Below are 23,001 nucleotides of genomic sequence, written 5' to 3'. Positions count from 1 at the left end.
CTTGACGTTGACGCCCTCGGCCAGCGCGAAGGCGCGGATGACGAACTCGTCATTGTCGTCCTCGCCCTCGAGCCTGAGGTCGGCATGGTTGGAATAGACGACGAACATGTCCTCGCCGCTGCCGCCATAGAGCACGGCCGGAACGGTGATGCCTTGCGACAGGTAGCCGAGGGTCGTCTCGATCGTCGCGAAGCGGTCTTCTTCCGAGATGATGGCATAGGCGCCGTTCGGATCGAGCTTGCCATCGGCATCGACCTTCTGGTCGCGCGAGCTGCCGAAGATCTGGCCAACCTGGAAGAAGTCGTTGCCGACGCCGCCGTCGACGGTGAGGATCGCCGCATTGTCGTCGAAATAGAAGCGGTCGTTGCCCTCATTGCCCTCGACGATGACGCGTCCGTTGCTGCTGGCGTCATAATTGATGCGCTCGACTGCAGGCAGGTAACCACCGGTGCCGTCCGGCACCATATGGGCGATGAAATTCTTGCGGAACAGGAAGGTGTCCGCAATGTTTGTGCCCTCGATGGTCAGCGTGTCGACGCCATCGTCGCCGGCGCCGCTGTCATGGATGTTCATGACATAGTCGGCGTCGCCCTCGATGTTGACGACAACGGCATCGGTGCCGCCCTCACCGTCGATCGTCAGTTCGTCGCGGATGATGCGGCCGGCAGCATTGCGGCCGAAGGCCGGCAGGCCGTTGGCGCCCGGCGCTACGTCCTGACCCAGATAGGTGGTCATCGACGGCAGCTTGTTGACCGTGATGAGGTCCTCGCTCTCGCCGCCATGGACAAATGTGTTGCCGCGCAGCGCGGCGACGTCGATCAGGATGCTGTCCCTGTCGAGGCCGCCGACGATCTCGATCTGCGGCGCCTGCAGCGCGCCGTGCAATTCGATGTAGGTGCCGACGCCCGGATCGGGGTCGGTGACGCCTGAGGCCTGATAGTCGCCGGCAATCAGGATCTTGGTTGGCGAGATGATGACCGAGGTAGCGTTGGTGTGGACGTCGTCGCCTGCAAGAAGGCGCACATCGCCCAGCGACGCTTGCAGCGTCACGCCGGCTGCAACGGTGATGTCGTCGGGAAGGTCGTCGTCGCCGATATGCGTGCCTTCAAGGTCGTCCTCGGCCCAGAATTCAAGCTCGGCTTGCTCGGCAATGCTGCTTTCGGTGATCAGGATCGGGCTCGATGCCTTGATATAAGCGCCGCCGCCGGCATTAACGCCGGAGGTCTCGGCCCGCACGCCGCCAACTTCCAGCGCGCCGAGATTTTCGACCCAGGTGTCGTTCGCAAACGACCAGGATTCGAGATTGGCGACTGCCGTGGTGAGACGCTTCGAGCTGGTGCCGATGCTCTTGGAGGCGAACAGATAGGTTTTCTTCGAGACAACGTTGGCAAAGCCATCGGTGCGGCCGTTGAGGATGCTGCCATTGACCGCGGTGATGAAGGCCACCGCATCGGCGAACGCCGCCGCATTGGCGGTACCCGCGCCGACTTCGTTGAGGATCAGATCGCCCGCGGTCTCGATCAGATAGATGCTTTCGAGGTCGGTGTGCGCGCTGACCGTGCCCGCTGCTGAAGCGGAACTGTCGATGTCGAGTTCGTTGGCGACGGAACCGATGCCGATATGGGCCGTCAGGTTGACATTGCGGCCGATTACGTCGGCCTTCGGCAACACCAGCGCCCGCGTCGGATGCAACGGGTCGTTGTTGGAGTCCGGAATGCTGAGGTTGTAGTTCGGATCCGGCAGTTCGGCGTCGACGATCGATCCTTCTTCCGCCACCAGCGTGACGTCGCCATTGATCGACTGGATGCCGCGGAGATTCATGTCGCCATGCGTCTCGGTCAGGAAGATCGAGCCGCCCGCCACCGCGATGATCGTGCCGCGGTTGGTGGCGTTGATGGCCGGATCGCTCGACAGGCTGCCGGTGACATCGATCTCGAGCGCGTTGGTGCTGGTGCCGATGCTGCCGCCGGCGCTGAGCCAGATATGCTGCGCCTGCACCTTGGTTGCGGTCGAGCCGGGCAGCGCGTCGACGATCGACTGGGCAGTCGCGGTCAGATACGCGTTGCCGCCCTTGGAATAGACGGATTCGATCCTGAGATCGCTGGTCGGAGCGGTGATGCGAACATTGTCTTGGGCCCTGGCGATGAGGCCGCCGTCGCCGCGCATGGTGACGGTGACGGCTTTGCCGTCCTCGCCGATATGGCCCTTGCTGGCTTCCAGCAGGATGTTGGCGCCGTCGAGATTGACGCCGCTCGCCGCCGCATTGACCAGACTGCCGCTGGTCTTGATGCGGATGTCGTCGCCATTCGCCGTGCCCTCGCCGGCGACCACATTGTTGAGCTTGATGGTCGCTTCGGAGCCGAGATAGATGGCGCCGCCGGCCTTGGCCGTCAAAAGCTCGCCGACCGTCAGGTCGACGTCCTCGCGGCGGTTGACGATGACGCGGGTGATGCGCTCGGTCGTGCTCATCGGGTCGTCGACCACCTTGGCCAGCGCGACCGTGCGGCCGAGCTCGGTGACGAACGACTGATCCGGGCCCACACTGACCGTGATGACGTTGCCGATCACCGAAACGACGGTGAAATAGGCATTGTCCTCGGTCGTGTTCTGGGTGTTGCCGGCGATGTAGAGCAGGTCGCCGGCCTTGAACATGCCGGTCGGCCAGTTGGCGCCGCCGGTGATGGTGCCTTGCGTGCCGCCCGCCAGCGCGGTGAAGTTGACCACCGTCGAGGCGATGTATGAGCTGGCGACGACGCCGGGCGAGGTCTCGTAGCCGCCGACATAGACGATGTCCTGCCGCTCGGCGGCGGCAAGCGCCACCCGCTGGTCGTCGGTCAGGATGATGTGCTGGTTGCCGTCACCGAGGTCGAGCTGGAGCTCGGCCTGCACGGTGCCGATGTTCTGCTTGGCGTGGATCTCGACATTCTTGCCGACGATGTTGGCGCTTTCGATCACCACTTCCGTGTCGGTCACCGACTTGGTCAGGCCCGACCCGAACGCATTGAGCAGCTCTTCCTCGGACCAGACCTTGATCGTGCTGGTGAGCTCGGTCGCTTTGTTGCCGACGGCAAACAGGAGCCTGTAGCCGAAGGTCCGCGCGGCGTCCTTCTGCGTTTCGTTCAGCGTGCCGAACTGCTCGTTGAGCTTGCGGTAGTCTGCGGTGCGGATATCGCGCTCAGTCTGGATGCCGTCCGCCACATAGGCGCTGAGCGCGCTGCCGGACAGGCCGCTGAGCGTCCCTTGCGTGGTCAAGGTGGCGGTGAGCGTGGTCAGCTCGGAGCCGGTGATGGCTACGACATATTCGGGGTCGAACTTGGTCGGATCGGTCTGGCCGCTGCGGTAGCTCCAGTACTGGTCGTAGTCGGCCTTGATGTCGGCGCTCATGAACAGCGTCGCATCCTGCTGGGTCTGGCCGAGGCGGCCGAACATCTTGTCGAGGTCGGCATAATCGGCGGTCAGCCTGTCGGATTCCGAGTCGAGCGCATCCTGCAGATGGGCGTCGACATAGGCCTGCAGCCCGGCATCAACATAGGCGCCAATGTGATCGGCGATATAGGACTTGATGTAGGATTCCAGGGCGTCGCCCGCAAGCGGATCGGTGGCAGCGTCGTTGAGGTCGTTCGCCTCGGCACGCAGGTCGATCGCGCCCTGCGCCTGCAGGGCCGCGGTGCCGCTGGCAGTTACCTTATCTGCTACAGCTGCGCTCTGGCCGGCCGTCAGCACGATCTGGTGGTTGGGGTCGAATGCCGTCGGATTGGCCTGCGTGTTGCGGTAAGCCCAGTACTGCTTGTAGGCCGCCTCGATGTCCGGACGGTAGGTGGAACCGTAACCGGCATAGATGGCGCTTAGGTTGATGTACTGGGCCGTGCGATTGGCTTCCAGCGTCGCGATCGCGGCGGCGGCATCCGCTGGCGAAAGCGTGTCTTCGTAGTACTGGCGTTCGGCGTCGCTCAGCTTCACCGTGCCCGAGACCGGGTCGAGGCTCGACTTCAGACGCCAGTAGGTGTCGTACTCGCCGCGCTTCAGCATCTCGTAGCCGAGCAGCGTCGCGTTGATCTTGTCCTGTGCGCCGGTGGTTCCGGTCAGCTGCAGGTCGGTCCAGACGCCTGCCTTCAGCTCGTCATAGGTGCGCTTGTCCTTGACCGAGATATCGTCGGAATCGATCAGTGAGCCGTTCTGGACCTCGATCCAGACATTGCCAAGCGTGGTCAACCGCTCGAGATGCATGTTGCCAGCAGTCTCGGAGACAAAGACATCGCCCTGCGCGGTGATGTTGACCTTGTCGTCATTGCCGTCGCCGGAATCGATCTGCAGCGCATGTGTCGTCGAATTGCCGACGCCGCCCTGGGCGCCGGCCGGCAGTGCGCCTTGGCCGTCGACATAGGTGTCGGCGGTCAGCGTGATCTTGGCGCCTTTGACCAGGCCCTGCAGGTAGGTGCCGGGGCCCGAATCGGCAACGACGATGCCGGCTTGCCCGATCAGCGTCACATTGCCCTTGTCGGCGACGACCGACTTGATCGACATGTCGCCGGTGCGTTCCTTGATGTAGATGTCGCCATTGGCGGAGTGGCCGGTCAGGTAGGCATAGGCGGTCGACTGGCCGGCGACGCCCTTGTAGCCCTCGGGATATTTATCGACGAGGTCGATCTGCAGCGGCCGCTCGTCGGTGCCGATGCCTTGCTTGCCGTCAAGCGTGACGCGCACGCCCTGGACGACCGAATTGTCGTTGCTGGCCTCGATCACCGTGTTGGAGACGACCTGGGTCAGGCCGGTGTCGTTGTAGATGCCGTTGTCGACGATGACCTTGCCCGAGCCGGTCGAGTTGATCTTAACCGTGGCTTCCTCGTAGCCGATGAAGCTGATCTGCACCGGCAGGTCGGCCTTGATCGAATTGGTCGCCGTCGTCTGCGTACGGCGCTCGACCGTGAACTTCTGGTAGTAGGTCTTCTTGCCGTACCAGGTGCTGGTCGTCCACTTGTCGCCCGGCACTGGATCGGTCTGGCTCAGCGTAACGGTCGCCGAGCTATGCGCATACGGGTCGGAGACGTTGCTCTGGTAGAAATAGTCGCTGCCGGGAACCAGCGTCGGCTGTTCGAGCAGCTTGTATTCCGTCTTGACGACGTTGTTCGGATCCAGAGCGAGGGCATCGATGCCGAGCCAGGCTGACGTACCGTAGGTGGTCGTCACGCTCTCCAGCGTCTTGGTGGCCACCGACCAGCCGTAGCGCCATCCGGCCTGCGGATTGTACTGCGTGACGTAATCCCAGCTGCCATTGTGCTGGCCGGTAACGGTGTTGAGCGTGACCGCCCCGGTCTCGACCATCTGCTTGGTCGCCACCGGCTGGCCGTTTGCGCCGAGCGCGCCCACTACCGGCTTGAAATCGACGACGCGCACGTCGACCGTGCCGTCGATCTGCGTCTGGTACCAGGTCTGCGTATAGCCGCCGTCGCTGCGCTTCGACTTGTCGTTGAGGATGATCGTGCCGAGACCGCGCTCCGTGACATCGATGCGCTTGATCAGAACGTCATAGTTCGAGGCGTTGTTGACGGTGACGTTGACATAGGCGCCGAGCGCCTTGATCTGGCCTTTGCCGGTGTTCATCAGCTTGCCGGTGATGGTGATCGACCCGGCCGGCGTGCGGAATTCCTGGATGACGATCTTGCCGAGGTCCGAATCCCAATACGCCTTGAACTCGTTGTACTGGGCGGTCTTCAGCATGATCTTGCCGGGCTGGATCTTGCCGCTGGCAATGTCCTTCTTGATCTGCTCAATTTCGGCGATCGTGTCGGCGCCGATGTTCAGCACATAGTCGCTCGAGCCGCTCTGGATCAGGCCGTTGAGGTTCACATATTCGGCGTTGATCGAGATCAGGCTGGCATAGATGCCACTGGTCGGTGCTTTTGCGAGTTCGGCATCGCGGTCGGCATTGGTCGCCGCACCCATTCCGTCCGGATTGGTGATCTGCTTCCACGCCAGATAGGGGTCGCCGCCGGTGTTGAGCACGCTGCCGGGCGGCAGGTCGATCACCACCATGCCGGCAGTGATGACATGCAGCGAGGCGCTGTGGATGTTGCCGGTGATGGTGATGTCGCCGGAACCGATGCTGTTGTCGAGCGTAACGCTGGCCGAGATCGCATCGATATCGCCGGAGACGGTGATTCCGGGCCACGGATTGTGGGATGTGTCGACGATCAGCGTGTTCTTGATCAGCACCGTGTTGACCGGCGCAACGCCGAAGGTGCGGGTGATGTCGAGATTGACCAGGCCCGGAACCAGCACCGGCTCGCCGCCGCGCTGGTCGTCCGAATTGTCGTCATTGGCGTTGGCCTGGTTCTGCCCGGCGATCACGCCGTTGAGCAGGCCGCGCACGATGGCCGGATCGGTTTCCGCGCTGTCGATCTTCGAGATCTCGTTCTGGAAGCCGTTGAAAAAGACGCCGCCATTGTTCTCGGGGATGTAGATGCCCTGAATGTCGAGGAAGGCGGTCGTGTTGTTGGTGATCTTGACGCTGACATTACCGGGCGCGTCGAGCTTGCCCGAGCCCTGCAGCACGTCGCCATTGATGTTGATATAGCCAGCTGCGGCCAGGATCGGTTTGACGTGGATGGTCAGCACATTCTTCTGGACCGGCAGCAGCCCGGTCTGGGGCACGCCGTTGATGACCACCTGGTGGCCCTGGGCATCGAGAATCGGCATCACCTCGACCAGGCCGAGGAACTGCAGCTCGCTGACCATCCGCTTGATCTCGCGATTGTAGAAAGCGACGAGGTCGGGATTGGAGGAATATTCGAGCTTCTTGGCTTCGGCGTCGGCGATCAGGTCGAAATAGCTGGAAACCAGCGGTGCCTGGTCGATGCCCAGTTCGACGGAATCCGAGCCGGCCCCGCTATAGGTGACGGTCGGTTTCGCCGTCGTCCCGCCGATCGCGGTGATGGTGATGTCGATGTTGCGGTTGAGGCCCGTGCGCACGGTGCCGTCAACGGTGACAATCGCATGCGAATCGGTATGCGCCAGGCCGTCGAACTGCGCATAGGCGTTGCCGCCCAGCGCCTTGTCGATGGCGCCCGACAGCGCCGAGGCCCAGTTCACCGCCTTGCCTTGCGACGTCATGTTGGCGAAGGCCGACTTGTCGGCGAACAGCCTGACATTGCCGCCGGTCTCGACCAGCGCGCCGGCGAAGATGGTGATCAGGTTCTCCTGGTAGAGCAGCGCGTCGGACACGACATGGTCGATCGGGATGACGCTGCCGGCGAACGTGTCGCTGTAGACGGCGACGCGATAGACGTCGTGGTTGGAATTGGCATCCATGCCGACCAGCACATTGACGTCGCTCAGCGCCTTGATGTGCGAGCCGTTGCCGACGAGCACGCTGTTGGTCGGGCTGAGGTCGATCGTGGCATCCGCCACCGACACGGTGACGCCGCCGTAATTGTCGACGCTGACATGCAGCTCGGCATCGGCATTGGTGTCGGCCTTGAGGTCGATCTCGCCGACCGTGTTCAGCTCGACATTGTTGTCGACCGCCGTATTGGTTCCGATCTGGACGGTGGCGAAGACATTGTCGGCATCGAATTTGCTCGATGCCCCGATGCCGGAACCGAGGCCGCCGCCCTTGTAGGAGACGTTCTCGTAGAAGTGGATGTCGTTGCGCGCCGCCAGCGTGAACTCGCCGGCGGTAAGGGAGGTGCCGATGACCGTGAGCTGCGCGTTGTTCTTGACCAGCGTCTTGGTGTTCAGCGTCAGATGCGTGTCGCTGCTGACGCCGGCGCCGGCGACCAGGCCGCCCGTGCTGCCATTGACGTTGTCGCCGATGTTCGGCTTGTCGAAGCGGTTGAGCGAGGTGGCGTTGATGGCGTAGGCGGTGACCTTGGCGCCGTCGCCGACAATCACGTTGGAGGTCGAAGTGATGTTGTTGTCGGCCTCGGCGCCCGAGCCGGAAAGCACGCCATAAGCGCTGGTGACGATCACCGTATTGGCGCGCGCCAGATGATCTGACGTCATGGCGAAACGGCCGGCGTTGGCTTTGTAGAGGGTGAAATTCGCCGCGCTCTCGCCGGCAAGCTGCGTCGCCGCATTGGTGAGTGTGATCTGCGCATTATCGCCCAGTACGGCCTGGGTCACCGCATTGGAAGTCGTATCCGCCACCGCCGCGGCGATGCCGACAAGGCCGCCGGCGCCGGGCGAACTCGTCGCCTGGTTGTCGTCGCTGCCCAGCGCCGAAATGCTCATCGTACCGGCATTGATGGTGATGCCATTCGCCACCTGGGCTGTGGTGTTGGCGACGGCAACGCCATTGTCGAAATGCTGCAGCGACTGCGCCTTGGCCTTGGTGGCGCCGGCAGCGACCAGGCCGTAGGCGGCGCTGTTGGAATCGGCGCGCTGGCGGCTGTCGTTCTGCGCCGCGACGCTGACGCCGCGTGCCGCGGTGATCAGCGTGCCGGTGCCGATCAGCGCCACCACCGTGCTGGTGTTGATCGCTTCGGTGATTGTCGCGTCGACGCCGATCAGGCCGCCGGCAAGGCCTTGCGCCTTGGCGTTCGCGGTATCGCCGACGCTGGGCAGCGTCTGGCTGGCGGAGACGCGCAGGCTGTCGACATTGAACGTCGTGCTGCTTGTCTCGGCGCTGATGTGGGTGTCGACATTGGCCTTGGCGACCGAAACGCCGACCGCGGCGGTGCCGGCATTGACGCCCTTGGCTTCGGACCGCGCCTTGGGTGTTGCCACGGCCTCGATCACGACCGCGCCGGCCGTGACGTTCGATCCCGAAACATCGGCCGAAACGGTCGAGCCGATGTTGGATGTAGCCGATGCGCCACCGGCCGCCAGGCTGAAAATGCCGATCGCCAGCGAAATGGCGTCGACCGTGGAGACGACTTTGGTCACGTCATGCGCGCTGATCGTCAGCGTACCGTTGACGTTGAGCGTGCTGTCGGTGATCCGCACCCCGGTGGTGGAAGAGACCGTGTTGGTGACCACCGCGCCGCCGCCGGCGACAGTGACGCCAAGATCCGTCGACGCCGCAAGCGATGCCATGATGGCGCGCGACGTCAGCGTGGCGCTCTCATTCGCGGTGATCGACATCGAGCCGCTGTTGGCGGCATAGGCGGGCATGACGCGCGGCAGGAAGGTCGGCCCCGCGCCCGGCACGGTGTAGATATAACCATTGGCCCGCACCGGAATGTCGCCGGTGACGGTGATGTTGGCATCCTCGGCGTAGGCGGAAATATCGTTGTCGATCAGATTGTCGGCAAGCGCGACGCCAAGCGCGATCGCGCTGCTGCCGGTGGCAAAGCCGACCGAGATCGCCACCGCAGCAGCACCGGCGAAGGCATCGATCTTCGACGTATCCTGCGCCTGGACGGTGACGTCGCTGGCCTTGATGGTGCCGCCGTCGATGAAGGCGCTGGCGTCGACGCCCACTTTGTTGACCGTCACAGCCGCCGCTCCGGCGGCACTGAAGGCAAAACCGCCGACGGCAAGCGCGACCGAGGCCGCCGCCACATTGGCGTCGATCGTCTGGCTGGATGTCGACGACACGCCGAGCGCGCCGTAGCTGTCGACATCGGTGTCCTGGAGATAGGCAGAGACCTCGACGCCCGAACGCGTGCCGTCGCCCTTGAACCCTATATTGTTGAGCGCGACGCCGAAACCGAGCGAGGCGCCGACCGCAACGCCACCGATCGCTACGCCGACTGCAGCCGCGAGCACATGGGCGTTGATGACAGAGGTATTCGACGCGCTGAAGCCGATGGCGCCACCGGCATCCAGCACGCTGTCCGTCGCATAGGCACGCGTTCCGCCGAGAATGGTGTTTAGCGCTACCGCGCCGCCGCCGGCGACCGACACCGACACCGCACCGCCGGAAATGGCGACGGCAGCGGCAGCCGTAATCGCGTCGATGGTGGCGCCTTCGCTGGCCGAGACAGTGATCGTGCCCGGTGCTGCCGCATGTGCCGGCACATTGGTCTCGACGCCGGCGGTGTAGGTCGGATTGTGGACCGGTATGTCGGTCACCTCAACGTCGGCGAAATCGAGATAGGCGCTGACATCATTGGCGATGGTGTTCTTGGCGACCGCGACGCCGAAGCTGACGCCGACGCCGACCGAACCAATGGCCGCCGAGATCGCGGCAGCGCCGGCATTGGCGGTGATGTGCGAGACGTCTTCCGCGCTCACATTCACATTGGCTGCGCGGATCGTTGCCTTGTCGAAAGAAGACGCGCCGGTGATGGAAGCTTCGGTCAGAACGCCGATCATGTTTTCGGTGTAGACGCCGGCGCCGGCGACGCCGACGCCGACAGTGCCGGCGCCAAGCGCCACGGCGCCGGAGATCACCAGCGCATCGATGGTCTGCCCTGCCTTGGCGTGAACCGTGAGCGTATCGTCCGCCGTCACGCCGCTATTGATGATCGTGGCGCTGACGCCGCCGCTGTTGGCCGCGTTGAAGGTCGGCGCCCGGGTCGGATCGGGCGTGCCGTCCGCCTTGACGGGATTGACGGGAACCGTCCAGTTGCCGATCTGGTTGATCGCAACCGACACGCCGATGGCGGCGCCGACGCCTGGCCCCGCCGAGGCGCCGACCGCGAGCGACAGCGCGGCGATCTTCGCGGTGATCTTGGAGGTCGAGATCGCTTCCACGGTGACGGCGCCGTCACTGTCCAGCGTGCTGCCGACGACCGTGGCGATGGTGTTGTCGTTGATCGTGTTCTTGGCCGTGGCGCCCGCGCCTGAGAACGCGATGCCGGCGCTGGCGCCGATGCCGATGCCGATCGACGCCGCTACCGAGAGCGCATCGATCGTGGCGTCTTGTGTCGCCTTGACCGAGAGAGCGCCTGACGTCGAGGTCAGCGTCTGGCCGTCCAGTACGCCGGCATAGGTCTCGTTGTGGATGTCGTTGAGCGCTATCGAAACGCCGATGGTGACAGCGACACCCGTGGCGCCGAAGCCTGCGGCCAGCGAGGCTGCCCCGACATTTGCGGTGATGTGAGAGGTGTCGGTGGCGCCGATGGCGGCCGAACCGACGGTGATGACGGATCCGGTCTGGTCGTCCGGATCGTCGAGGAAGGCCGCGGTGCGCACCGCAATCGTGTTGCGGGCGCCGGCGCCAGCGCCACTGATGCCGACACCCGTGCTGCCGGCGCCGATCGCCGCCGATCCGGCCGCCACGAGGGCGTCGATGATCTCGGTGGAGGTCGCGTCGACAGTGAGTGCGCCGGTGGCTTCGATGGAGCTGCCGCGCACATAGGCCTGGACCTGGTCGCGATCGGCTTCGCCATGGCCGATCTCGTTGATCGCAACGGCCGCGCCGAACGACGCTGCGCCGCCGACAGTGCCGCCGACGCCGAGCGACAGCGATACGGCAAGTGTATCGGCCTTGATGGTCGAGGAGGCCTTCGCGGTGACCGAGACGGTATCAGCTTCGGTGATCGTGCTTGCCTCGATGAAGGCGTTGGTGTCGGTGGCGATGTTGTTGAGCGCCACCGCGCCGCCGCCGCTGAACGAAATGCCGTTGGTGCCGCCGATGGCCACCGAAATCGATGCGGTGGCGACGGTGGAGTGGATCTTGGCGCCGTTCTCGGCGCTGACTTCGATGGCGCCGCTCGCTTCGGCGTCGTCGATATCTTTGAGATAGGCGGCGACATTGTTCTGGATCTTGTTTTGCGCCATGGCAAAGCCGATCGACACCGCAACGCCATTGGTGCCGGCCATGCCGGCGGCAACGCTGGCCGCGCCCGCCAGCACATCGATGCTGCTTTCGTCGAGAGCCCCGACATCGATCGATCCGACATTGATCTCGCCGCCGCTCGGCGTGTCGGTGATGTAGGCCTGCGTCGCCACGGCGACGAAATTGAGCGTGTAGACGCCGCCGACGCTGACGCCGAAGCCGGTCGTACCGCCGCCGGCGATCGCCACCGAACCGGCGGCCACAAGGGCATCGATATCCTGCTTGGAATGGGCGTCGACCTTCACCTGGCCGTCGCTCTCCACGCTGGTTTTGCTGATGAAGGCACGCACGCCCGTGGTGCCGTCGGTGGCAAGCGTTGCATTGCCGGTGGGCAGTTTGCGGCCGCTCGTTGTGTCGACCGCTTCTCCGATCGTCCAATCGCCGATCCGGTTGATCGCGACCGCGGCGCCGATCGAGGCGCCGATGCCGGTCGTGCCACCGCCGCCGACCGCTGCCGAAGCCGCCAGAACCGTGGCGGCGATGGTCGACTGGCTGAGCGCCTCGACGGTAACGCTGGCGCTGTCGAGGATGCTCGAGTCGGTGATCGACGCCTTCGTGTCGACGCCGATAAGGTTGGAGATCCCTGCACCAGCGCCGCTGATGGCCATCGAAGACGTGCCGGAGAAGGCAACCGTCATCGACGCCGCCGCGCCCTTGGCATCGATCAGCGCGTGATTGTCCGCCTTGACCGTGATGGCGCCATCGGTGGCGGTAAGGTCGGCATGATCAGCATTGGCTTCGACGCTGCCCTTGATGTCGTTGAGCGCTACCGCAAGGCCTATCGCGATCGCCTTTGCATTGGTGGAGGCAAACGAAGCCGCAACCGTTGCGGCCGCGGCAAACGAATGGATCTGGCTGGTGTTGAGCGCCTCGACATCGATGCCGCCGGCACCGCTGGTGATGGTCGATCTGTCGTCGGCGACGGTGCCGCCGTCGATCAAGGCCGTGGTGTCGGCGGCGATGCTGTTCTGCGCAAAGACGCCGCCGGCGCTGAACGCCGTGCCGTTGCCGGACGCCGAAAGACCGACTGCGACGGATGCCGCCACGGTGAGTGCATCGATGGTCTGGTTGGAGGTCGCGGTAACCCCGACCTTGTTGCCGCCGACCGTCGAATGACGGATGCGCGCTTCGGTCTTCAGCGGCGTCGCAACGCCAGGCGCTTCGATGCTGCCGGCATAGCCGACATAGTTGAAGGCAAGCACGATGCCGACCGCAATCGCGGTGCCGTTGGCCGAGAACCCGCCGGCGAGCGAAGCGGCCGCCGCGGCAATCTTGGCGTCGATGTCGGCTGTGTTCGTCGCCGAAACGGTGACGTCGCCGGTCGCGCCGACGTCGCTGTCCAGGATCAGTGCGTCGACCGCGCCCAATATGGTGTTGAAGGCGATGGTGCCGGCGACGCCGACGGCCAGCCCGCTGCCGGTGCCGGCAGCCACCGACACGGCGGCAGCCGCAGCCGTGGCGTCGATCTTGCCAGCCTGCGAGGCGCTGACGGAGACACTGCCGGCATTGAGGTCGGCGACATTGTCGATGGTGGCGGAAACCGTGGCGTCGACCGCATTGCGCGACACCACCAGCCCGATCGAGACGGATTTGCCGTTCGGATTGGCGCCGTATGTATAGTTGATGGAAATCACCGGCGCGATGACATGCGAGGTGATCTCGCTGGTGTTGCTGGCCGAGACGGTCAGTGCACCATCGGCATCGATGTTGGCGGAATCCTCGATCGAGGCGCCCACCACCATCTGCACGCGGTTCAGCGCAAAGACGCCGCCGACGCTGACTGAGTTCGGCGCGCCGCCGCGCAACGTCTTGACGTAATTGGAGATTTCCGAATTGATTTTCTGCGAAGCGGTAGCCGACACCGTCACAGCGCCGGTCATGTCGACCTTGGAATTGTCGATCTTGGCCTCGATCGCCGCGTTCTCGTCATGGCCGTAAATGGTGTCGACGAGATCGGTGCCGACCAGGGCGTCGACGGTGTTGAACAGGAAGTTCTGGCCGGCAATGCCGATCGTGTTGAAGGCGAGCGTGATACCGACCGCCGTCGCCTTGGCGATGGTGTCGGCGTCGATCGACGCGTCGATGTCGGCCGAGCTCTCGGCCTTCACGCCGAGATCGGCGCCGGAGATATCGCTGTCGATGACGTTCGCCTTGGCGTGGCTCACCACATTGTTGGTGGCGATGACGCCGTTGACGGCGATCGACTTGCCTTTAGCGCTGCCGGTGACTTCGACGCGTGCCTTGATGTCCGCCAGGATGGCGCTGGTCTGCAGCGCCGAAACCAGCACATTGCCGGTGGCGATGATCGTCGCCGCATTGATGGTCGCGGCCGCGCCGCTGTCGATGTCGTTGCGGATCGCCATGCCGCCGACGCCCACGGCGTCACCGCCGGCCAGGCTCGGCACGATGTTGTCGTTCACCCAGTCGATGACATCGTTGACGATGTATTTCGACCACTCGCTGCCGGTGAAATCCTCGGTCGAGAAGTCGACGACGGCGCCGTCCGGGCCATCATAGACCCAGGTCTCGCCGGCGGTCGCATCGCCCTTGTCGGCGTCGATATAGACCAGGTCGCCGTCATTGAGCGTCTGCACCCCGGACTTGGTGGTGAACTGGTAGCTGCCCAGCGCCGTCTTGGCCAGATTGGCCAGCACGCTGATGCCGTAGTCGTTCTTGATCTCGGCCAATGCCAGCAGATTGCCGTGCGAGGTGATCGACGCATCGTCGGTCGCGGAGACCTCGACGCTGGCGCCGTTGACCTCGAGGTCCGCCCCGCCGCTATTGTCGATCTTGGCGGTCGCTTCGCTGGCGACCTTGTTGGAGGCGATGATCAGGCCGACGGCCTTGCCGTTGGTGCCCGAGATCGAGGTAGCCGAGGACGTCGCCTCATTGCTGACCGTGGCATCGATCGACGCCTTGTTGTCGGATGTGACCGACACCGCGCCGTCGGCGTCGATTTCGGAATCGATGATCGAAGCCGATGTCATCGCCGGGTTGCGGCCGCCGAAAGCGTCGGCGATCAGATCGTCGCCGAGTAGCGCATCGACGCCGTTGAACAGGATGTTGGTCGCCCGCCAGCCGATCGAATTGAAGGCCATCGTCACGCCGACGGTGTCGCCGCCGCTGGAATAGGCCGAGCTCTTGGTGTCGGCGACGATCGACGACACATTCTGGGCCGCGACATCGACGTCGCCACCGCTGGTCACATCGCTGTTTTCGATGGTGGCGGTGGCGCTCGACTGCACGATGTTGGTGGCGATGGTGCCGTTGATGGCCAGCACCTTGTCCTTCACCGTCTCCTGCTTCGGGTCGGTCGGCGTTTCCGGTGTCGTCGGATCGGGCGTGGTGGTGCCGGGCGTCGTTGCCGGATTGGTGTCGGCCGCACCGGTCTTGCTGTCGCCGTCCCAGTCGACCGAGCTGCCGCCGGATGCCGAAACCGATGTGTCGACCTTGGCTTTGATGTCGGCGCTTTCCAGCGCCACCACCTGGACGTCGCCGGCGGTGCTGGTGACGGTTGCGTTCTTGATCGAGGCGTTGGAGCCGCCACGCACGTCGTTCATGACGATCAGGCCGCCGACCGCCTTAGCGGGCGCCGCCGACAGGTTGAGGTCCTGCAACAGGATCGTCGCTTCCGGCGCTTCCTTCCAGAAGCCGAGATTGGTGAAATCCGTGTTCGCGAGGTCGAGGCCCTGCCCGCTCGCATTGTCACCCATGTAGATGTAGATGCTGCCGGCATTGCCACCGACACGGGTCCAGTCGGGATCGGTATCGAGGTTTTCCGTGCCGTCGGCGATCGCCGCCACCAGCGCCTCTAGATCGATGACGCTGTTTTCGCCATTGTACTGGTAGACCGGACCGCTTTCCTCGTCGCCCGTCGCTTCGAACTGCACCATGTCGCCGGTCTTGATCGGGAACTTCGACGGCGGCAGCATCTGGTCGAGATTGATGACGACGTTGCCGGCATAGTCGTCGGCGAGCCGTATGCGGTCACCGAACTTGACGTTGCGGATCTTGGTGCCCCCGCCGGCATCCGGCTTGGTGTCGTAGTCGGCATCGTAGAGATCGTTCAGCGTCTCCTGGATGATGGCCGCGCCGCCGTCGCTGCTGACCGTGGTGTCCGAAACCAGCTTCGAATTGGAGTAGACGCCCGACGAATCGTTGGCGGTGACCTGGATGCCGTCGCCCGCGACGATGGTCTTGCCGGTGGACCCGGTGTTGTCGATCGTCGCCTTGGCGACACCCGACACCTTGTTGGAAGAAATGATGACGCCGTAGGACGAACCCGAGGCGCCGTGGATGGCGGCGGATTCCGTCACCGCCGCATTGCTGACGGTGGCGTTGATCTGGGCGTTGCTGAGCGCCGACACGTCGATCGCGCCGTCGACGTCGACCGAACTCGTCAGGATCGACGCGGTGGCGCCGGCGCCGATATTGTCGCCAAAGCCCTGGTCGGAGATGTAGGGCGCGCCGATCAGCGTATCGATGGTGTTGAACAGCAGGTTCTGCGCGTCCCAGCCGACCGAATTGTAGGCCAGCGTGACGCCGACGGCAGTCGCGCCCGAAGAGCCGGACGAATACATGCGCGCGTCGATGCGTGCCTCATTGTCGGCGGTGACGTCGATATCGCCGCCGCCGGTAACCGTGCTGTCCTGGACAGTCGCGGTGGTCTTGCCTAGCACGACATTGGTGGCGATCTGGCCGCTGAAGCCGAGCACCTTGCCCGAACCGTCTATGCCGCTGCCGCCCGAGGCCGACACGGTGTTGGTGGTGTAGGCGGTGATTGTCGAAACGCCCTTGGCAGCGACCTTCACGTCGCCGGCCGCGGCGTCGACCGTGGCTTTCTTGATGTAAGCCTGGGAATCGCCGCGCACGTCATTGTAGGCGATGCTGAGCCCGATCGACTTGGCATTGGTGGTGACGACATTGCCGACATTGGGGAAGAAGATGTCCTCGAAGTCCGAGGTCTTCAGCTGCTGCCATTTCGTCGTGTCGGAATAGTCGATGACCAGCGGGTCGTGGCTGCCGAGATTGACGTCGGTAAGCGGCGTCTCACCGATATATTTGTAGACCTCGCCCGAATTGACGTCGAGCGCCTTCCACGTCGCCGTGTCGGTCAGCACGATGCCGGTATTGGCCGTGATCGGATCGGCCCCGAGATAGCGGTACACGGTGCCGCCCTTCTCGACGAGATCGCCATGGACGATGTCGAGCGGACCGTCGGCCGCGACGGTATCGAGGTCGACCTCTGCCTTCAGATAGTCGAGCGCAACACGAACCTTGTCGTCTTTCTCAACCGTCCGAACGCCGGACTTGGTGGTGAAATCATAGTCGCCGGCGCCGAGCTCCTCGGCCGCCCTGCCGACAGCACCTTTCAGCGCGTCGAGCGTGTTTTCCGGCAGTGCGGTCGACACCACGGTGATGTCGGCCGATATCTTTGCCGCATTGGACGAATTGACGTCGATGGACCCGTCCGCCTCGACCTGCCGGGTCGTGGTCCCGCTGTTGTCGATATAGGCCGAGGCGCCGGCGCTGACCTTGTTGCTGGCGAGGATGACGCCGGCAGCCATGCCCGAAGCGCCATACTTGGCGGAAACGCCAAAGCCGTTGTTCCACTCCTGCTTGGCCTCGCTGCCGGTGATCGCCGAGATCTCGGCAGTGGTGTCGGCCGAAAGCGCGATGCTGCCGGCAATGTCGACATCCGAATTCTTGATGAACGCGGTCGTCTGGAACGGATTTTCGCCACCCAGCGCCTCGCTGACTTCGGGCGAACCGATCAGCGTGTCGGCGGCGTCGAAGAAGATGTTCTGCGGCTCCCAGCCGATGGCGTTGAACGACAGCACGAAACTGGCCGCCTTGCCGCCGGCATAAGCGGCGCTGAGCGCAGTCGAATCGATCTTCCCGTCGTTGATCGCACTAACGATAAGGTCGTTGCTGGCAGCAGCACCGGTGCCCTTGGCGATCGTGCTGTCCGTCACGGCGGCGGTGGTGCTGCCCAAAATGGTGTTGGCGACCGAGACGCCGCTGGCGGCCAGCGACGCATTGCCGGAATCGTTGAGCGATTCAAAATGGCTGGTGTCGATGGCGGTGATCTTGGCGCTCTGCTTCGCGGTCACCGAGACCGCGCCGGAGGTGGTGACGCTGGTCGAGACGAGTTCGGCGTCGACCGTCGTATTGATCTGGTTGCGGGCGAAGATGCCGCCCAGCGCCTTGCTCTTGCCGTCGATGATCTTCTTGCTGACGCCGGCCGCCAGCAGCCCGGTCTTGACCAGTTCGGCCGGCAGCAGGGCTTCGGTGTTGATCTTCTTCCACAGGCCGAAATCGGTGAAGTTGGTCGTACCGAGGTTCACCGCCGTGCCGTCGGCGCCCATATATGCATAGACCGCGCCCGGCTCGCCTGTCGTCTTCACCCAGTTGGCATTGGTGGCAAAGTTGATGCCGGTCAGATCGGTGAGTGTGCCGCCGCCGGTGTAGCGGTAGATGACGCCGTCCTTCTGGACACGATCGCCCGTCGTGATCTGGACGCCGGTCGCGACAGCGCCTTCTTCGTCGAGATCCACTTCCGGCGTTTCGACCCTGACGCGGTCGCCGAGGATCATGGCCGGCGTGCCGGACTTGCTCGTGTATTTGATGTCGTCGAGGACGTTGCCGGCGATGGTGTTCAGGACGTCGGTGCCAAGCGTGTTTTCCACCTTGTTGTCGGCGCCGAGATTGGTCGTCGCTTCGATCGACGCGGCATCCTGGGCATGGACGTCGACGCTAACTGCGTCCGTCGAGCCGCCGGTGATCGTCGCCGTCGCGCCACTGCTGACCTTGTTGCCGGAGATGACCAGGCCGAGCGTCGACGACGACGCTTGCGCCAGCGCCTCGAATGCTGCCGAGGCATTGGCGTCGGCTGTGGCCACGATCTTTGCGCTCGAGATCGCCTCGACGACGAGCGCGGCGTCCGAAACAATGCTGGAACTGGCGATCGAAGCCTCGACCACGAACGGGTGCTGCTCGCGCAGCTGGGTATCGCCGGCGCCGACCGGTTCGGCGATGTTGTCAACCACGTCGCCGAGCAGCGTTTCGAGCGTGTTGAACAGCAGGTTGCTGCGCTCCCAGCCGATCGTGTTGTTGGCGATCTGCAGGGCTGCCGCCTTCTTGGCGCCCTCGCCGGTCGCGACCGTCGAATTCTCGGAATTGATGAAGGAGCTGTTCTCGGCGTGCACGGTGACGGCGCCGACCTTGTCGGCAACGGTGCCGACCGTGGCATCGACGATCTTGGCCGAGGTCTCGCCCTGGATAAGATTGGTGGTGACGACCGCGCTTTGCGACTTGGTTCCGCCGGCGGACGCAAGTTTCTTGAAGATGAAGCCCTTCGCACCCTTGGGCGCGATCTGCTCCATCAGCTTGTCCTGGTCGAACGGCCCGCCGCCCTTGGCGCTGTTGTAGACGTCGGCATTAGCCTCGATCGTGCCGGCCGAATCGGCTGAAACCGTAACCGTGTCGGCATGCACCGTCGCCCGCGTCAGCAGCGCCTTGGCGCCGCCGCGCACATCATTGAGCACGATGGCGATGCCGGTCGAGCCGGCGCTGGCCTGGCGCAGATTGTACTTGTCGGTGATCACCGAATAATCGAGATCCGGCTTCCACAGATCCTTGTCGGTGAAATCGACCTTGGTCAGGTCGAGCGACGGGTTGTCGGCGCCGAGATAGGTATAGACATCGCCCGGTTCGCCGGGAATCTCCTCCCAGTAGGTCTCGTCTGTGAAATCGTTGGCCGGGTCGGAAACCTTGAAGTCGACATGGTGCGGTCCGACGCCGACATATTTGTAGAGATGGCCGATGCTGCCCGGCGAGGACAAAAGCACGATGTCGCCGGTGTTGACGTCGAGCGGTGTCTTCTTGCCGTCGGTGACCAGATCGTAGTCGAGGCCGACCGTTGTGCCATAGGCAACGGGCTTGATGATGCCATCGGTGACCTTGCGGTCGGATTCGAGTTGCACGCCGAGCCCGTCTTCGACGAACCGCTCCAGGCTGTGCAGGCCGCCGTCGCTGCTGGCTTCGGCCGAGCCGGTGATCTTGATGTTCGAATGCACCGTCGAATCGTCGTTGGCCGAAACAGTGATCGCGCCGCCGGCGCTGACGGATTTCTTGGTCACGCCGCCATCGATCGTCGCGGTGGCCAGACGGTTGACCTGGTTGTTGGCGAGCACTGCGGCCATGTTCTTGGCGGCCGCCTTGAGGATGCCGACATCCGTCGTGTTCTTCGAGATGTTGGTGACGGTGGTGTTGGCGACGCCCTTCGACATCGCGCTGACCAGCAGCGCACCCGCGGCCGCAACGACAGAGTCGGTGACGTTGGCGCTGACCAGCACCGGCGTTTCATTCTGGAAGAACTGCGTGCCGATCAACGCATCGAGCGTTGCCTTCTGCAAGGCCAGCGTGTTGCCGTTGAGCGTCGGCCCGGCGCCGAGCGTGAAGCCGATGATGTTCATCGCTTCGAGGCCGGTCGTCGACTTGGTGCCGCCCTTGAACAGCCTGCCGAGCTTGCCGCGGCTGTCGATGTTGACGAAGATCGTGGCGTCGATGAACGTGTCGTCGGTCGCCGAAACCTTGACGTCGGCCGCATTGCTGGTGGTCACGGTGCTTTGCGATACCGAGGCCGTGGTCGAGCCGTTGACCACGTTGGCGGCAAGCACGCCGCCCATGATCTTCTTGGCGCTGAGCGGATCGGTCAGGTCGTCGGCGGCATCGTCCTCGAGCGGGATCGACTGCGCATAGGCGGCAATGTTGGTGGCATTGATCGCCGCGACGCTGACGGTTCCGGACGACGTGATGGTCGACTGCTCGATCGAAGCGGTCGTGTTCTTCAACACCTCGTTGATGACGCTGACCCTGGCGATCAGCTTCTTGGCCGGTGCATCGGCCGGCGTGATGTTGGGCTGGAACGGCTCGGCATAGGCCGCCATGGTGGAACGGTCCGCCGCCGCGACGGTGACGCCGCCCGCGCCCGCGGTGATTACGCTCTCATCGATCCCGGCCGATGTATCGCCGGTCACCCGGTTTTCGGCATCGAGGCTGCTCGACGTGTAGGTGGTGTTGCTGTCGGCGGTGACGCTCAAGCCGCCTGCCAGCACGGCGACGCCGCGCACCAGCGCCTTGGTGCCTTCCGACGCTTCGTTGGTGACCGAGCCGACCGAATCGGAAACCACCTCGTTGCGCACTTCGCCGCTGTTGGCGGCGGCGATCGAGGCATTGCCGTCGGCATCGATCACCGTCGGATGCGTCGACACCACGGCGCTTTCCGGACCGACGATAACGCCGGTCGTGCGCTGAACCAGCGTGTCGGAATCAAGCGCCGAGAACACCACGATCGTCGATAATGTCGGCAGGAACGCGTCTTTTTCGGTCTGCAGCGAAACGCGCACGAGGCTGTTGTCGCTCGCCGCCAGCGTCACTTCGGCGGTGCCGGTCGCCGTACCGCCATTCTGGATGATCTTGGCGGCGCCATCCACCGTCACCGTGGTGATGTTGGTGACGTTGACGTCGGAATGAACCTGCGAATTGCTGAACCCGGCGACGACGTTTTTCGCCATCGTCTCGAGGTCCTGCTCCACGATCTCGCCACGCGCCAGCGCGTCGGTGAAGGCCTGCGAAGCGGTGCTGAAGGCGCCGGTGGGATTGGTTGGCGAGACCGCCTTGATCTCATTGATGAGATCGGTCGAGATGCTCGTGAGGTTAAGGACGCTGTCGGGGATCTCGACCTCGGTCAGTCCCAGGAAATTGGGGATCGGCACACGGGTGACGATGATGTCGACATCGACGTCGGTATCGGCCGTGGCGCTCACCGTCGAACCTGTCAGCGAAGCGGTCGCTGCCAGCGACACCGTCGATGTGTCGGCCAGGGTTGCAACGATGGTGCGCAGCGTCGTCTGGGCGACGCCATGCGCCTTCACCGTATTGACGGCGAGTGACGAAACGGTGATCGCCCCGGTCGCGGTCAGCGAGCCGGCGATGTTGACGGTTGCAGCCGCGCCGACGACCGCATTCAGCGCATTGCTGACCGTGGCCGCGTCGATCGACGTGCGCGCCCAGTCGATGGCCTCGAAGTCGATCGACTGCGCGCTGATGACAGCCGAAGCGCCGATGTTGATGTCCTCGGCGCTGAGGCCGAGGCTGCCCGCGGTCGACACGGCTGAATTGACGGCGATCTCCTCACCGGCATCCAGCATCAGCGAGAAGCCGGCATTGCTGGGCAGCGACGACAGCGTCGTCACATTGGCGCTGTCGCCGAGGTAGAGCCAGACTTTGCCGGTCGCAGCGGAATCGTAGTTGGTCCCGTCGATGATCACGCGCAGCGAGTTCGCGCCATTCGCCTGCACGGCGACGTTCTTGTTGGCCGCACCCGCCACAGTCGCCGAGCGATCGACGACAAGCACGTCGCTGCTGACGGCGAAGGGCTCCATGTTCTCGAAGGCCAGCGTCGAACCATTCGGATTGGCGAAGGTGACTTTTCCGGAGCCGTTGGCGCCGAGCGTGGCGCTGCTGGCGGCCAGGCCGCCCGAATAGACGATGGTATCGTGGCCGCCAAAGCCGCCATCCATCGTGCCGCTGAGCTTGCCGGCAGCCGCGATCGTAAACGTGTCGGTGTTGCCGTCTGCGCCCTTCAGGTTCTCCGTGCTGGAGAAATTCACGTCGACATGGGCACCATTGATGCTGCCGGCATTGTTGCCGCTCAGCGTCCAGGCGGCGTTGGCGGAGCTGTCGAACACCACCTTGTCGCTGCCGCCGGCGCCATTGAACGAAATGACCGGCACCAGCGTGTGGGTGCCGAACGAATCCTCGTCGATCTTCAGCGTGTCGTTACCGGCACCGCCGGCTATCGAAATGCTGTTCATCGTGCTGAGGTCGCCGAAGGCCAGCACCTTGCCGCCCTCGGTCTGATCGATGATCTGGACCTGCTGGATGGTGGTGGCGACGTTGTTGACCGTCTGCACCTCTTCGAGCAGCCGGACCAGGATTTCATGGTCGACGCTCGGGCCGTCGGTTGCCAGGTTGACGTTGAGGTCGGCGTTGAGCAGCAGGCGCGGCTCAAGCGGGTCGAAAATCAGCCGCACGCGGTCGGCAAGCTCGCGCTGCACGCGCGAGCCCTTGGCCAGACGCGCCAGCTTGGCTTTCAGGATTTCGGAAAGCTTCGCCCGCCTATGCGAGATTGGCCGACCGGAAATGCCTTCCGACTTGAACGGAAATGCCATCTTGGCTCACCCCCCGTCCGCCGGCCGCTTTGCAGCCGT

At 64.1% G+C, this 23,001-nt stretch carries 1 protein-coding gene (only partly in view); it reads right to left on the bottom strand.

Features of this window, described 5'->3' with window-relative positions:
- Positions 1–22,962, bottom strand: the 5' portion of a protein-coding gene (locus tag AC1DYJ_RS08110) for an LEPR-XLL domain-containing protein (RefSeq protein ID WP_477283595.1). Its footprint begins 7,245 nt before the window's first position; the window shows 22,962 of its 30,207 coding nt (coding positions 1–22,962); it begins with the start codon at positions 22,960–22,962; its stop codon lies beyond the left edge, outside the window.
- Positions 22,963–23,001 lie beyond the last annotated feature (39 nt).

Source organism: Mesorhizobium sp. P2_B11 (genome assembly GCF_056404855.1).
This window is presented reverse-complemented; position numbering and strand designations above follow the sequence as displayed.